The sequence below is a fragment of the Massilia pinisoli genome, assembly GCF_024753285.1.
Classification (GTDB): Bacteria; Pseudomonadota; Gammaproteobacteria; order Burkholderiales; family Burkholderiaceae_D; genus Telluria; species Telluria pinisoli.
Genome location: NZ_JANUGW010000031.1, coordinates 1 through 15,429, shown reverse-complemented (window position 1 = coordinate 15,429; position 15,429 = coordinate 1). Strand labels below are relative to the sequence as shown.

General features: G+C 65.3%; 13 protein-coding genes. 6 read left to right on the top strand and 7 right to left on the bottom strand.

What is annotated here, in order from left to right:
• Window positions 1–96: 96 nt before the first annotated feature.
• Genes NX784_RS27110 through NX784_RS27095 form a run of 4 tightly spaced genes read left to right on the top strand, consistent with a single transcriptional unit; the run spans window position 97 to window position 4,064 of the window.
• Window positions 97–807 (top strand): SapC family protein, encoded by a 711-nt coding sequence (locus tag NX784_RS27110; RefSeq protein WP_258819783.1) that lies wholly within the window; start codon window positions 97–99, stop codon window positions 805–807.
• Between the two features lie 4 nt (window positions 808–811).
• A complete protein-coding gene (locus tag NX784_RS27105; protein ID WP_258819782.1) occupies window positions 812–1,804 on the top strand; it encodes a cupin-like domain-containing protein in 993 nt (330 codons plus the stop codon).
• A gap of 13 nt (window positions 1,805–1,817) precedes the next feature.
• On the top strand, window positions 1,818–3,335 hold the full coding sequence (locus tag NX784_RS27100; RefSeq protein WP_258819781.1) for a tryptophan halogenase family protein: 1,518 nt from the start codon (window positions 1,818–1,820) through the stop codon (window positions 3,333–3,335).
• 21 nt (window positions 3,336–3,356) lie between these two features.
• The gene (locus NX784_RS27095) at window positions 3,357–4,064 is read left to right on the top strand and encodes a DUF6445 family protein (RefSeq protein ID WP_258819780.1); all 708 of its coding nucleotides are present in this window, start codon (window positions 3,357–3,359) and stop codon (window positions 4,062–4,064) included.
• A gap of 17 nt (window positions 4,065–4,081) precedes the next feature.
• On the opposite strand, the gene NX784_RS27090 is transcribed toward NX784_RS27095, so the two are convergent.
• Entirely contained in the window at window positions 4,082–4,711 is a 630-nt protein-coding gene (locus NX784_RS27090; RefSeq protein WP_258819779.1) for a TIGR02466 family protein, read from the bottom strand.
• Window positions 4,712–5,353: 642 nt separating this feature from the next.
• On the opposite strand from NX784_RS27090, the gene NX784_RS28985 reads away from it, so the two are divergent.
• Entirely contained in the window at window positions 5,354–5,497 is a 144-nt protein-coding gene (locus tag NX784_RS28985) for a hypothetical protein (protein ID WP_370662979.1), read from the top strand.
• Between the two features lie 355 nt (window positions 5,498–5,852).
• Window positions 5,853–8,195, top strand: coding sequence for a glycoside hydrolase family 31 protein (locus tag NX784_RS27080; RefSeq protein WP_258819778.1), 2,343 nt, complete (start codon window positions 5,853–5,855; stop codon window positions 8,193–8,195).
• A 142-nt stretch (window positions 8,196–8,337) separates the two neighbouring features.
• On the opposite strand, the gene NX784_RS27075 is transcribed toward NX784_RS27080, so the two are convergent.
• The 6 genes from NX784_RS27075 to NX784_RS27050 all read right to left on the bottom strand — a co-directional run bounded on the left by NX784_RS27075 (window position 8,338) and on the right by NX784_RS27050 (window position 15,370).
• Window positions 8,338–8,904, bottom strand: coding sequence for a hypothetical protein (locus NX784_RS27075; protein ID WP_258819777.1), 567 nt, complete (start codon window positions 8,902–8,904; stop codon window positions 8,338–8,340).
• Between the two features lie 16 nt (window positions 8,905–8,920).
• Window positions 8,921–10,978 (bottom strand): glycoside hydrolase family 43 protein, encoded by a 2,058-nt coding sequence (locus NX784_RS27070; RefSeq protein ID WP_258819776.1) that lies wholly within the window; start codon window positions 10,976–10,978, stop codon window positions 8,921–8,923.
• A gap of 284 nt (window positions 10,979–11,262) precedes the next feature.
• Window positions 11,263–12,138 carry a proteasome-type protease gene (locus NX784_RS27065; RefSeq protein WP_258819775.1) on the bottom strand — a complete coding sequence of 292 codons (876 nt, stop codon included), beginning with the start codon at window positions 12,136–12,138 and terminating at the stop codon, window positions 11,263–11,265.
• A gap of 55 nt (window positions 12,139–12,193) precedes the next feature.
• Window positions 12,194–13,006, bottom strand: coding sequence for a transglutaminase family protein (locus NX784_RS27060; protein ID WP_258819774.1), 813 nt, complete (start codon window positions 13,004–13,006; stop codon window positions 12,194–12,196).
• 1 nt (window position 13,007) lies between these two features.
• Window positions 13,008–13,955, bottom strand: a complete 948-nt coding sequence (locus tag NX784_RS27055; protein ID WP_258819826.1) for an alpha-E domain-containing protein — start codon at window positions 13,953–13,955, stop codon at window positions 13,008–13,010.
• The gene (locus tag NX784_RS27050) at window positions 13,955–15,370 is read right to left on the bottom strand and encodes a circularly permuted type 2 ATP-grasp protein (protein WP_258819773.1); all 1,416 of its coding nucleotides are present in this window, start codon (window positions 15,368–15,370) and stop codon (window positions 13,955–13,957) included. The genes NX784_RS27055 and NX784_RS27050 overlap by 1 nt, the downstream gene beginning before the upstream one ends.
• Between the last annotated feature and the right edge of the window lie 59 nt (window positions 15,371–15,429).

Below are 15,429 nucleotides of genomic sequence, written 5' to 3'. Positions count from 1 at the left end.
AGCGGGGCGGCCCGGCAACCGCGAACTGATCGGGCATATCGTGAATCACGGCATGCCGACCAGGTAGTCAATGAAATTTGAACGAAAAGGCAAGCAATGACCCACCCTGTTTTGTTGAACAACGTCGAACACAAAGACCTGAAAATCATTCTTGGCCGCGGCACCCGGTTCGGTGACGGCGAGACGATCTGCCCGACCTTCCCGGCCGAGTTTCGCAATGTGCTGGCCCACTATCCGATTGTGTTCCGCGAGACCGGCAACGAACAGCGCTACGAGCCGGTGGCGCTGTTCGGCTTTGTCGAGGGCGAAAACCTGTTTGCCGGCGCCGATGCCTGGGATGCGCTGTACGTGCCGATGGCCGTGGCGCGCCAGCCCTTCTCGATGGGCCTGTCCGGCGACAGTCTGCTGGTGCATGTCGACCTCGATCATCCAAAAGTGAGCACGACCATCGGCTATCCGCTGTTTCTCGAATATGGCGGCCAGAGTGAGCTTCTGGAACAAGTCAACAGCCTGCTGCTGGCCTTGCACCAGGGGTTGCAGAGTAACGCCGGCTTTGTCGCTGCGCTGCTCGACTATGACCTGATCGAGCCGTTCACGCTCGACATCGAATTGAACAACGGCTCGCAAAACCAGCTGCTTGGTTTTTCGACGATCAACGAGGAAAAGCTGGCCGCGCTCGACGGTGCGGCGCTTGCGCACCTGCATCAGCACGGCTACCTGATGGCTGCCCATCAGATGGGTGCATCGCTCGTCCAGCTGCGCGAGCTCATCGAGCGCAAAAACCAGCGCGTTGCGGTCGATGGCTAAACCGATGCGCGAGATCAGCGGCGCGCTACCTTCCGCGCTGACTGACGCCATTCTCACTGCGACCGAGCCGCTGGTGCTGCGCGGCCTGGTCGCAAGCTGGCCGCTGGTCAAGGCCAGCCTGCGCTCGCAGCGCGAGGGCATCGCCTATCTGCGCCGCTTCTACCGGGGCGAGGTGGTCCGTGCACTGGTCGGTCCGCCCGAGATCGCGGGGCGCTATTTTTATAACGACGACATCAGCGGGTTTAACTTCGACGCCGTCAACGCCAGGCTCGACGCGATCCTCGATCAGGTGCTCGAACACCTCGATGACCCGTGTCCGCCGACGTTTTATGTCGGCTCGACGACAGTGGACACCTGTCTGCCAGGCTTCCGGGACGAAAACGATCTCGACCTGGGCGATCGCGATCCGCTCGTCAGCGTGTGGACGGGCAACCGTTCCCGCATTGCCGCGCACCAGGACTTGCCCGATAACGTGGCCTGCGTGGCCGCCGGGCGCCGCCGCTTCACCTTGTTCCCGCCCGAGCAGTTGAGCAACCTGTACATCGGTCCGCTCGAATTTGCGCCGGCCAATCAGCCCATCAGCCTGGTCGATTTCCATCAGCCGGACCTGGTGAAATTCCCCAGGTTTGCCGAGGCCATGGCGCATGCGCAGGTGGCCGAATTGCTGCCGGGCGACGCCATCTTCATGCCCAGCATGTGGTGGCACCATATCGAGGGGCTCGACAGTTTTAATGTCCTGATCAACTACTGGTGGCGTCAGTCGCCAGGCTATATGGATGCCCCGGTCAATACGCTGATGCACGCCATCCTGACGCTGCGCGAACTGCCGCCGCCCCAGCGCCTGGCATGGCAAGAGGTGTTCCGCCACTACATATTTGAAGCGGACGGCAGTGAAGCGGCGCATATCCCGGAACCGGCGCGCGGCGTCCTCGGCCCGCTCGATATCGACAAGGCGCGGTCCATGCGCGCCGCAATCACTCAGAAACTAAAACGGTAGCAGGAGACACCCCATGCAGCAGAACAATCCGGAAAAAAGCGGCAGGAAGCCAGTGCGGCGCGTCGTCATCGCCGGCGGCGGCACGGCCGGCTGGATGGCCGCCGCGGTCATCTCCAGGATATTGGGCAAGACACTGGACATCACGCTGGTCGAATCCGACGAGATCGGTACCGTCGGGGTGGGCGAAGCGACCATCCCCAGCTTGATCAGGTTTCACCAGCTGCTGGAACTGAACGAAGCCGACGTCATGCGGGCGACCCAGGCGACCTTCAAGCTGGGCATCAGCTTCGAGAACTGGCGCGCGCCCGGCGAGGACTATATCCACTCGTTCGGCTTGACCGGCATCGACCACTGGACTGCCGGCTTCCAGCATTTCTGGCTGAAGGGCCGCCAGCGCGGCCTGGCCAGCGACTTCGGCGACTATTGCCTGGAATTGAGGGCGGCCCAGCTTGGCCGCTTCGCGCATCTGCCGAACGACGCCATGAATTACGCTTACCATCTCGACGCGACCTTGTACGCCAGGTTCCTGCGCAAGTACAGCGAAGGTTTCGGCGCCAGGCGGGTGGAAGGCAAGATCGACCAGGTGATGCTTGACGCCGCCAGCGGCCACGTGACCGGGCTCAAGCTCGGTAACGGCGCCTTGATCGAAGGCGATTTGTTCATCGATTGCACCGGCTTTCGCTCGCTGTTGCTGGGCCAGACCATGGGTGTGGAATACGAGGACTGGTCGCAATGGCTGTTTAACGACACCGCCATTGCGGTGCAGACTGAATTGATGGGCGAACCGGTGCCAATGACGCGCGCGATTGCGCACGGCGCCGGCTGGCAGTGGCGGATCCCGCTGCAGCACCGGGTTGGCAATGGCCACGTATTCTCCAGCAAGTATATGGACGGCGAGGAAGCCATGCAGATCTTGCTCGACAATCTGCAAGGCGAGCCGCTGACGCAGCCGCGCATGATCAAGTTCAAGCCAGGCCAGCGCAAGCAATCGTGGAAAGGCAACGTCGTCGCCATTGGCCTGTCGAGCGGCTTTCTGGAGCCGATCGAGTCGACCAGCATCCACCTGATCCAGCGTAATCTGATCCGTTTGATGCAGATGTTCCCGGCCGACGGCATCTGCCGCTCCGACATCGACGAGTTCAACACCCAGGTGCAAAGGGAGATCGCCCACATCCGCGATTTCATCATCCTGCATTACAAGGTGACCAATCGCGCCGATACCCCGTACTGGGAAGCTGCCAGGAACATGGAAGTGCCGGCATCGCTGCAACACCGCATCGACCTGTTCCGCGAAACCGGACGGGTGTTCCGCACCGACGGTGAGTTGTTTACCGAGTCGTCGTGGCTGCAAGTCATGCTGGGCCAGGGATTGACGCCCGAGCAGCATCACCAGTCGGCCGACCTGATGGGCGACGCCGAGTTGTCGCAGTTCCTGGGCTCGATTCGCCAGAAGATCGAAAGGACGGTCCAGCAGTTGCCGTCGCACCAGGCCTACGTCCAGCGATTCTGCCGCGCGCAGCGGCCGACTTAACCTTCTTGTTCAAAGCCGCCCATGTTCAACCCAAATCCCTCGATGAATCGAGTCGCGCTGAGCGATGGTCGTTCTTGTGTGGTCGTTGACAATATCCTGCGCGATCCCATGCAATTCGTCGCCCATGCCGTCGCGCGGCGTGCGGATTTTTCGCCGGAAGATTCTCACTACTATCCCGGGCCGGAACTGCGGCTGCCCCCAGCCGCGCACCAGGCATTCGAAGCGTTTTTTTCACAATATATACGGGGCCAGCTTGGCGCCCGGCGCACCCGCAGCGCCTTGTGCAGGATGTCGATGGTCACGCGCAAGCCGGAAGATCTGGAGCCATTTCAGAGAATCCCGCATGTCGATGGCGGCCCGTTCCAGCCGGGCGAAGGCAATTTCGCCATGGTCCTGTATTTGTTCAAGGATGAACGGCTGGGTGGCACGAGCTTTTTTCGACCGCGGGTCGACGCCGCGACATTGTCGGCCATGATGGCGCGCGGGCAGCACATGGATCGCGACGCGTTTTCGGCCCTGATCGACAGCGCTCCCGCGTATCCGACCAGGACCAACGCGTATTTTGAAAAGATGGCGTCCGTCCCGGCGGCGTTCAACCGCGCGGTGTTTTACGATGGTACGATCTACCACAGCGGCGACATCCGCCACCCGGAGCTGCTCAGCGCCGATCCGGAACAAGGGCGGCTGACCGTCAACGCGTTTTTTGGGGTGCGCCTGAACGCCTGCTGAAGCGCGGCTTCGAAAAGCTAGCGCGCTTTCGCGTGGTCGATGTTAAACGCGATGGCGATGCGATCCTCATCGGTCAGGTTGGGGCCGACGTGGTGTTCGACCCAGCTTGGGAACATGATCAGCTTGCCCACTTCGGGCACCACGGATGCCGCCTCGGCCTGCACATTGCGGTAGAAGCTGCGGGTAAAGGTGCGCGCCAGGATCGGATCACGGAAGCAGAGCGAACCGGCGCGTTCTTTCGCGGCCGGCACCTGCGGGTAATACACGCCGCTGATCCAGCTGCCCGGGTGATTGTGGGGGCTGTTGGCGTGCCCTTTGCCATTGATAACAGCCCACATCGCGCCGAATTGCGCTTCCGTGACCTCCGGTTCCGCAAACCATGCGCCTTTGACCATGCGTTCGTTGAGCACTCCAAGCACGAGTTGCTTGAGCTGTGCAAACACTGGGCGCGCCAACAGATCATAGCTGCGGAAGCCGCCGTAGTTCGACAGGCCAGTCTTGCCGGCGATGCCGGCCGCGACTTCCTCGTCGCGAATGGCATAGATCTGGCGCGCCAGTTCCTTGTTGTCTACCCCTTGGGTCTGCACAACGAAAACCGGCGTCGGAAATAACTCCAACACCTGCATGGACGCTTTCATATTACTCATGGACTTGTCCAGGTTACGCCCTCGCTAGCGAATCCGAGGACTGGAATTGTCGAGCTCCAAATTATGGCATAAGTGTCGAGCACCTGTGTTCTCGGATGCGGGTGAAACACACCCATTTCACGCGGCGTGCGCCGCTCGTCCTCGGACAGTTCCATGCGTTTCATCGCCCACCCTCTGCTGTAGGGGCAATTTACCTTCGACAGCAAATTTTGGACGACTACTTAGCTCGTAGTTGAGTAACGCGGAGGATTTTCACCTCCACGTCCTCCCAGAACCGGACGTGAGCCTCTCGACTCATCCGGCTCCTATTGCCCACCGTCTAGGGAAGGTTCCAGTGCAAGGCCTCGCTGAAGGGCGCGGAAGTCAACTGGCAGCACATGTTCAGCAACGGCCCCGGCTTCCAGGCCAACTACACGTACGTGAAGTCGAGCCTCAAGTACGACAACATGGGGATGGGTAACCAGTTCGCGCTCGTCGGCCTGTCGAACTCCGCCAACCTGGTCGGTATCTACGAAGACCAGAAGTGGTCGATCCGCCTGGCGTACAACTGGCGCGGCGAATTCCTCGCGAGCGTGGCCGACAACGGCAAGCCGAACCCGCGCTACGTCGTATGGCCAGACCGACCTGTCGATCGGCTACAACGTGAACAAGAACCTGTCCGTGTCGCTGGAGGCGATCAACCTGACCGACTCCACGCAGCGCACGCATGGCCGCACCGACATACAGGTGCTGACCGTCACGACGGGCGGCCCGCGCTACATGCTGGGCGCACGCTACAAGTTCTGACCGGGTGATGGGGCGGCGCTCGCGCGCCGTCGTATTGACGGGCCGTCCTGCGAGGGGCGGCCTTTTTTATGTCCCTGTCCGCCGCCCCGCGGCGACGCATGGTAGCGCATCGCAACGCATAATTTTTCCCCCGTCGGCGTTTTTAACGATTGCGCATGTGATCGCTAACAGCGACAATACCGCTTCAACAATAATGCGCACGCCGCCGCCATCGGCCGGTACCGTGCCGCGGAGACGATCCCATTTGTTCGCCACGCGCTGCCGCGGGCGACAAAGCCCGTCATGACAGTCTCTCCGGCTTGGCGCCGGCGCGCGGTGTGCGTCGCCCGATTCACCCCCTGCGATAGAGGACTGGATGAGACTTACCCCGCACCGCATGCTGATTGCGCTAACATCGGCGCTCGCTTTCGTACCCGCGGCCTTCGCCGCCCCACTGACCACGCTGGACCGTAACGGTGCCTGGGTGTCGGTGGAAGCGTACGGCCCGAACGTCGTCCACGTGACGATCGCCGTCGACAAGGACGAAGTCCTGAAGGGGCCGGGCTACGGCATCCTGGCCAAGCACGCCGACAACGGCGCGTTCCGCCACGCGGCCGGCAAGGATGGCGACACGTTCACGTCGAACGGGATGACCGTGCACGTGAACGCGGCCCCGCCCGCGCGCACGCCGAGCCAGCCGGAAAAATACTTCGCGCCGTCGCTGGCCCCGGTCGGCCTGCAGGTGACGAATGCGAAGGGCGAGAAGGTCCTCGAGATGCAGGGCTGGGAGATGTCGCCGCAGACCGTCTCCGGCGAGAAGACGTACCAGGTCGGCGCGTCGTTCGCCGCCGCCCCCGACGAGCACTACTACGGCATGGGCCAGAACCAGGAGTCGACGGGCCCGCTGGACCTGCGCGGCCGCACGCTCGACTGCAAGCACTGGTACGACGCGCCGACGGGCGAGACCGTGTGCGTGCCGTTCATGGTGTCGTCGAAGGGCTACGGCATCGTGTGGGACAACCCGTCGGCCACGCGCTTCAACGCCGGCATCCACGGCCGCACGAGCTTCCAGTCGCAAGTGGGCGAGCGCGTGTCGTTCTTCATCATCACGGGCAACACGGCGGACGAGATCTACTCGGGCTATGCGCGCGTGACGGGCAAGACGCCGATCCCGCCGAAGGCCGCGTTCGGCCTGATCCAGTCGAAGGCGCGCTACTCGAGCCAGGAAGAAGTGCTGCGCGTCGCGGACACCTATCGCCAGAAAAAATACCCGCTCGACGTGATGGTCGTCGACTGGTTCTACTGGACCCGCATGGGCCAGATGGACATCAACCCGGCCGAGTTCCCGGACCCGGACGGCATGAACAAGAAGCTGCACGACATGGGGATGCAGTCGATCGTCTCGATCTGGCCGCGCTTCGAGACGGCCGGCCGCTACTTCAGTGAGCTCGATGCGAAGGGCTATCTGCTGAAGGACAAGGACGGCAAGACGGTCGACGGCCTGCCGTTCCGTTCCGACCGCACCGGTGGCCTGATCGACGCGACGAATCCGAAAGCACGGCAGTGGTTCTGGGAGAAGTCGCGCGACAACATCCTGTCGCACGGCTTCGACTACCCGTGGCTGGACGAGACGGAACCCGACCTCGTGCCGGATGGCTTCTTCTACTCGATCGGGTCGGGCGACCGCTACCACAACCTGTTCCCGCTGCTGCACGTGGAAGGCGTGGCGGACAACATGCGTGCGTGGAAGCCGAACAAGCGCGTGCTGATCCTGTCGCGCGCCGCCTACCTCGGCTCGCAGCGCACGGGTGCGCTGTTCTGGTCGTCGGACGTCAACCCGACGTGGGAAGCGCTGCAGCGCCAGATCCCGACGGGCCTGAACATGACGGCATCCGGCATCGCGCTGTGGGGCAACGACATCGGCGGCTGGCAAGGCCTGCCGGGTTCGACGACGGCCACCAAGCCGCCGCTGCTCGATCCGTCCGATGCGCGTGACGTCGTCGGCCAGTACAACGACTATCCGGAACTGCTGACCCGCTGGTTCGAGTACGGCACCTTCCTGCCCACGTTGCGCCTGCACGGCGACCGCAAACGCACCGAGATCTGGGCGTTCGGCAAGGAGGCGGAAGCCGTCATGGCCCGCTACGACACGCTGCGTTACCAGCTGATCCCGTACATCTACAGCCAGGCCAAGTTCACGCACGACACGGGCGCCCCGTTCATGCGCGCCCTGTGGATGGACTTCCCGCACGATCCGAACGTCGCGAACATCGGCACCGAATACATGTTCGGCCCCGCGTTCCTCGTGGCGCCGGTGACGGAGCAGGGCCAGACGGAGAAGAGCGTCTACCTGCCGGCCGGCACCGACTGGTACAACTTCTGGACCGATGAAAAAGTCGCGGGCGGCCAGTGGGTCAAGGTCGCATCGCCGATCGACCAGATCCCCGTGTTCGTGAAGGCCGGCTCGATCGTCCCGTTCGGCACCGACATCCAGTCGACGGCGACGAAGCAGGGCATCGCCCACATCAAGGTCTACCCGGGCCGCGACGGCACGTTCGACCTGTACGACGACGACGGTGTCTCGTACGACTACGAGAAGGGCAAGGGCACGACGACGCGCCTGCACTGGAACGACGGTGCGGGCAAGCTCGAGGCCAGCGGTGGCGATGCCAACGTGGCCAAGAACGTCTCCAGCCTCGTGAAAGTCGTCGGCAAGTAAGCACGGCGCTTCACGTAAAACGCCGTCCCGGGGATGCCGGGACGGCGTTTTTTTTCATGCCTCGGGGGCATCGGCCGAGGCATGCTGCGCGAATAAGGCGGCCCGGCACTCACGGAGCGGCTGTCCCGCGGCCGCTTCTTTTTTATCGACGGTGTTCGGGGATCGGTCGGGTGATGGTCACATTGGCTTCGAGCCACACGGTCGGCCTCGCGTTCAACAAGGACACGGGGTTCGGCGCCAGTCCGAACGTCAGCGACCGGGGCGTGCCGCTCACTTTGACCTTGCCGCTCGAATCGGCCAGCGGTTGCAGCCCGCACATGCCGGGACAAAGAGGAGCGGCATCCGGCGGCACGACGCTGACGCTCGCCGTCGCGAAGGTCACAGAACCGCGCCCGACTGCCGCCGCGCCTTGCACCGATACCTGCAGGCGCTGTCCTTTCCACCGCATCGTGCAACCCCAGATCTCCCGGGTATGAAACTGCGCGGGGTAGCCGTCGCCAGCGAAGATGGGGATGGTGCCGCTGACCTCGCAGAGCGGCGTCATCTTGCTCACGCGTCCATGACTTGCCTGGACGAGACGGACGGTCACGGTCATCTGCGCTTCCCCCAGTTGCGGCGGCGGCGGTGGCGGCGGGGGAATGGCCTGCGCCGCCAACGCGCACGACAACAGCGGCATCGTCAGCCACCGGGTCAGGTTCGATGTGCGCATCGTCGCCCCCGGTCCGTCAGCGACCAGCGGTGGTCCACGTGAACCTCACGCCATCGCTCCCATCCGGCAGCGGCCCCGGACTGTCCGCGCGCAGCGCGTGCGTGGCCGGATCGACGCGCAGGAAGCGGTTCGTGACGAGCGACATCAGCACGAGTTCCCCCGTCGGCGTCTCGATCCACTGGAAGCTCTCCGCGTTGCCGGGCTGCCCCTTGCGCGCGGCCACGCGCCTGCTCGCGTCGACGCTGGCCCAGGCCGCGCCCGATTGCAGTGCCACGCGGCCCTGGCCCATATCCTTCACGCGATACGACGCCACCTGGCGGCCGGACTTGAATTCCGCGAGCCGGATACGCTGGCCCACCGGGATCGCGCGCATCAGCCCGTGCGGATTCGGCTGGTAGACGTCGATGCTGTCGAAGTCCGCGTAGCCGCCGGCCTTGCCCGCCTGGTTGTAATTGAAGAGGGCATAGCGCACGCCCTGGAACGTCTTCAGCTGGAACACCATCGTGAACGGTTCGCCGATCGGCGTGAACGTCTTCCCGTCCACGGACCACGAGAAGTGGGCCTGCTCCGTGAGGAAATCGCAGTCGGCGCGCAGCATCACGCGCGTGGCGCCCGCGGGCAGCGGCACGCGCACGGTGCGGTCGCGCGCCTGGTCGTACAGCGCCAGCTGCAGGCCGGTGGCCGTCTTTTCCACGCCCAGCGTCGCATACGGCAGGTTCAGGAGGGCGAGGCCGGCGACGTCGCCATCGGCGAGGCCGGATGCGTCCAACGTGACCGTCGGCGACGAGCGCGGGCCGATGGCGCGTTGCGTCAGGCTGTCGCGGGCCTGCCAGAACGACGTCGCGGGCAGCGCGTGCAGCCGCAGGAAGCCGGGCCGCTCCGTCAGCGACCATTGGCCGTCGACGGGTACGTGGTTCCACTGCCAGACCGGTTGCAGCGCAGGCGCGGAAAAATCGTCGCTGCGCGCATACGGCACCGTGACGGGGGAGGTCGCAGCCGTCTTCGGCTTGACCCACGTGCGCGGGTTGCGTCCCAGGTTGCCGGGCAGGCCGAAGTACGGCCAGCCGTCCTTCCACGTGATCGGTGCGAGGCTGAGCAGGCGGCCGACGGAATTAAAATCCTGCATCGAGAAGCCCCACCATTCGCCGGCCGGCGTCAGCACGATCCCGCCCTGGTGCAGCGAGTTGGCGTTGCGCGCGGACGGATCGGGCGGCACGATGGCCGTCGGCGTCTTGTTGTCCGCGAGGCGGTACCCCTTGGCCATGCCGAAGTCCTCGTCGCGGCTGATGGCCTGGTTCACTTCGTACGGCCCGTCGACCTTGTCCGCGCGCGCGGCCGGCATGCGGAAGCCTCCCGCGTAGTTGGCGGACAGGATGTAGTACTTGCCCTGGATTTTGTAGAAGTGCGCGCCTTCGCCCATCCCGGCGTCCTGCGCGAACACCACCTTTTCCGTGCCGGGCACGATGTCCGTGAGGTCGTCCGTCAGTTGGGCGATGTGCATGCGCTGGTGGTCCCACACGACCCAGGCCTTGCCGTCGTCGTCGAACAGCACGGACAGGTCGTGCAGGCTGCGCGTCATCTCGCGCCGCGTCCACGGCCCGCGCGGATCGGTGGCCGAGAAGACTTGCGTGGCGCGGCCGTTCACGTTGCTGAAGATGTAGAACGTGCCGTTCCGGTAGCGCAGGCTCGGCGCCCAGATGCCCTGGCCGTAGATGCTCTTGCCGTCCTCGAGCCGGTAGGCGGGGCCGAAGTCGAGCTTGTCGACGGCATAGCTCAGGAATTCCCAGTTCACGAGGTCGCGCGAACGCAGCACGGGGAGGCCCGGCATCGCGTGCATCGTGGTGCCGGTCAGGTAGAACCAGTCGCCCACGCGGATCAGGTCCGGGTCGGAGAATTCGTCGTAGAACAGCGGGTTCGTGAAGGTGCCGTTGCCGTTGTCGGCCGTCCACGTTGCCGTCGACAGGCCGGTGGCGGGGCGGGCTTCCTCCTGCGCGCGGGCGGGCGCGCTCATGCAGGCGATGGCCGCGAACACGGCAAGGGCCGCTGCGGCAAGATAGGGGCGAGGTGGGGTCATGTGGGTCCGGTGGCAATCAGGTCAACCGGCAATGTAGGCGATCCGTGGTAGCGCTGTCAAAACGGCCGGGTGCCGCTGCGTGGCGCACGGCATGCTGAAGGGATTGGAGCGCAAGTGCTTGTTATTCCAAGGATTTTTCGCACCACAAGGCGACGTTGGCCGGCTCGCACACGGCCGCGCCGGTCTATTTGCAACTAACCGACGTGAGGCGATGCCGAACCGGATATCGGTCGCGATGAAAAATTCATCGCTCCCGGGCGATCAGGCGGGCGCCGGGAGGCGGATCACCGCTGCACGGGCGGGACGGGCTGCTCGGCGAGCGACTGCAGCGGCGCCGCCGTCCCGGCCGCGGCCACGCCGGGGGGCGGCGCCACGCGCACGGGCCGGCTGTGCAGGTTGGCGGACGAGGGCGCGTCGCTCTCCGGTCCGGGCACCGCGTCCCAGACGGGTGGCGCGATGCCCTCGAACACCGACTTCAACTGCTGGCCCCAGGTGTTGCGCAGCAGCTGGAAGTACTGGTTGTTCTCGTCGATGGTGACGAAGCGCGTGACGGCCAGGCTGCCGTCTTCGTACACGAGCAGGTCGAGCGGCAGCCCGACGGAGACGTTCGAACGCAAGGTCGAATCCATCGAGATCAGCGCGCATTTTGCCGCGTCGTCGAGCGACGTGCGCGGGGTGATCACGCGGTCGATGATCGGCTTGCCGTACTTCGCCTCGCCGATCTGGAAATAGGGGTTTTCGTCGTGCGACTCGATGAAGTTCCCCGCCGAATACACGTAGAACATGCGGCACCGTTCGCCCCGGACCTGGCCCCCGAACACGATGCTGATGTTGAAGTCGACGCCGTGTTCCGCCAGCTTGCCCGCTTCCTGCCGGTGCACCGTGCGCACGGCCTCGCCGACGATGCGCGCGGCTTCGAACATGTCCGGCGCGTTCCAGATCGTCATGCCGTCGGCGCCGACGTGGCTCGACACGATCTGGCGCACGGCCTGCGAGATCGACAGGTTCCCGGCGGTCATCATGACCATCAGCCGGTCGCCCGGATTCTCGAAGACGCTCAGCTTGCGGAACATACCCACCTGGTCGACACCGGCGTTGGTGCGTGTATCGGCCAGGAACACGAGGCCGGCGTTGAGGCGCATGCCCACACAATAAGTCATCGACGATATCCGTTGCGGTTCGGGAAAGGCGCCATTCTACCTGCTCGCGGCGCGCTCACTGGACGGGGACGATCTGCGCCTCGACGCGCATGATCTCGTCGCCGCCGCCGCGCCGCATGCCGCGCACGGGCGCCGCCGATTCGTAGTCGCGTCCGATCGCGAGGCGGCAATACCCGTCCGTCATCAGGTGCGCATGGGTGACGTCGATGCTGACCCAGCCCGTGAAGTCGGGATCCTCGACCCACGCGTCGACCCAGGCGTGGCTGGCCGCATGGCCCGTCGAGCCGGGGTCGATGTAGCCGGACACGTAGCGCGCGGGTATCCCGTGCGCATGGCAGCAGGCGAGGAAGATGTGGGCATGGTCCTGGCAGACGCCGGCGCCGAGCTGCATCGCCTCGGCTGCCGTGCTGGCCACGTGGGTGGCACCCGTTTGGTACGCGACCGCACCGCGGATGTGCGCGGCCAGCCGCAGCAGGTCGTCCGTGCCGACCTTGTTGCCCAGGGCGGGCAGCGATGCCGACGCGACGTCGGCGAGCAGCGCCGTCGGCCGGGTCAGGCTCGTGGGCACCGTGAAGATCAGCGGCGGCAGGCTGTCGTGCGCGCGCAGGCGGCCACCGGGCAGCGGCACCGTCGCGACGATGCCCTCGACGACGATGCGCACGGCGTCGTGCGGCGCGTTCAACGTGAGCATGTGCGACGCGTTGCCGAAGGCGTCCACATACGCGGCGCAATGGCCCGGCGTCGCGATGTGCCAGGACAGCACCTGCTGCTGCGGTTCGGCGCGCGGCGTCAGGTGCAGCTGCTCGATGCTGTAGGCCTGCGGCTCGGTGTAGCGGTACAGGGTCTCGTGGCGGATGGACAGGTGCATGTCATGCTCCCAGTGGGACGAGGAAATCGCGGCTGATGCCATTGCCCAGCGCGTAGATGTTTTCCATGAACTTGCCGAGCGTCTCGTCGATGCCGGCGGCCAGCACGTCCTCGATGCGCGCGAACTGCAGCTCGGCGTGCATGCGGCCCGCCAGCCGTTCCGTGCCGGCGGAGACATCGTTGCGCACGGCCTTCAGGTTCGCGACGACCTGCTCCATGCAGGCGAGCAGGGAGCGCGGCATGTCGGCGCGCAGCATCAAGAGTTCGGCCACGCGCGCCGGCGTGATGGAGTCGCGGTACACCTTGCGGTAGATTTCGAAGCCGGCCACGGAGCGCAGCAGCGCCGCCCAGTAGTAGAACTCGCGCTGCGTGAGGATGTCGTGCGTGGCGCCGTCGCCGGCGCCGTGATACTTCACGTCCAGCAGCCGCGCCGTGTTGTCCGCGCGTTCCAGGAAGGCGCCGAGGCGGATGAACACGAGGGCCTCGTCGTCCAGCATGGTGCCGAGCGTGACGCCGCGCGCCAGGTGGCAGCGGTGCTTGACCCAGTCGAAGAATTCGCCCGGGTCGACGTCGAGACCGCCGCGCACGCGGTCGCGCAATTCGATCCACGTGGCGTTCTGCGTTTCCCACACCTCCGTGGTGAGGACGCCGCGCACCGCCCGGGCGTTCTCGCGCGCGGCCGTGAGGCACGACACGATCGACGACGGATTCGCCGCGTCGGTCGCCATGAACGCGATGACGTTCTTCGCGTCGAGCGTGCCGTAGGCGGCGTCGAACGCGTCCTGCAGCTCGGAGATGCCGAGCATGGCGCGCCAGGCCTGCTCCATGTCGCCGGCGGACTGCGGCAGCATAGCCGTCTGCACGGCCACGTCGAGCATGCGGGCCGTGTTCTCGGCGCGCTCGGTGTAGCGCGCCATCCAGTACAAGTGGTCTGCGGTGCGGCTCAGCATCATTCCTCCAGTATCCAGGTGTCCTTGGTGCCGCCACCCTGCGACGAATTCACCACCAGCGATCCCTCGCGCAGCGCGACGCGGGTCAGGCCTCCCGGCACCATCGCGATGGTCTTGCCCGACAGGACGAACGGGCGCAGGTCGATGTGACGGGGCGCGATGCCGCTCTCGACATAGGTCGGGCAGGCCGACAGGGCCAAGGTCGGCTGTGCGATATAGCCGTCCGGCCGCGCGACGAGGCGGCGCCGGAAGTCCTCGATCTCCTGTTTGGTCGCCGCGGGCCCGATCAGCATGCCGTAGCCGCCGGCGCCGTGCACTTCCTTCACGACGAGCTGGTCGAGGTGCGCGAGCGTGTACGACAGGTCTTCCGGCCGCCGGCACTGCCAGGTCGGGACGTTGTTCAGGCGCGGTTCCTCCGCCAGGTAGAAGCGGATCATGTCCGGCACGTACGGGTAGATGGACTTGTCGTCCGCAACGCCCGTACCGATCGCGTTCGCCAGCGTGACGCGGCCCGCGCGGTACACGGACAGCAGGCCGGGCACGCCCAGCGTCGAATCGGCGCGGAAGGCGAGCGGGTCGAGGTAGTCGTCGTCCAGCCGGCGGTAGATGACGTCCACCCGGCGCGGCCCGCGGATCGTGCGCATGTACACCGCGTTCGCGTCGACGAACAGGTCCTTCCCCTCGACCAGTTCCACGCCCATCTGCTGGGCGAGGAAGGCGTGCTCGAAGTAGGCGGAGTTGTGCATCCCCGGCGTCATGACGACGATGGTCGGATCGAGCACGCCGGCCGGCGCGACGGAGCGCAGGTTCTCCAGCAGCATGTCGGGATAGTGCTCGACCGGCGCGATGCGGTGGCGTGCGAACAGCTCGGGGAATAGCCGCATCATCATCTTGCGGTCCTCGAGCATGTACGACACGCCCGACGGCACGCGCAGATTGTCCTCGAGGACGTAGAACTCGCCCGCGCCGGCGCGCACGATGTCCACGCCCGCGATGTGGGCGTAGATGTCGGAGGCGACGCTGATGCCCTGCATCTCTGGGCGGTACTGGGCGTTCTGGTAGATCTGCTGCGCGGGGATGATGCCCGCGCGGACGATGTTCTGCTCGTGGTAGATGTCGTGCACGAACATGTTCAGCGCCTGCACGCGCTGCGCCAGCCCGGCCTGCAGCGCGGCCCACTCGCGTGCGGGAATGATGCGCGGGATCGTGTCGAACGGGATCAGCCGCTCCGTGCCGGCGCCGTCCCCGTACACGGCGAACGTGATGCCGACGCGGCGGAACGTGAGGTCGGCCTCCGCGCGCTTGCGGGCGATCCGGTCCGCCGGCTGGTGCTGCAACCACGCCTCGAATGCGCGGTAGTGCTCGCGCACGGCGCCGGAGTCGCCGGCCGTCATCTCATTGAAATAGTTTTCCATGGCCACCTTCCGTGAGTGTCGACACGGTAGACGTATCAAGAAACGTGCCAGAAAAATAA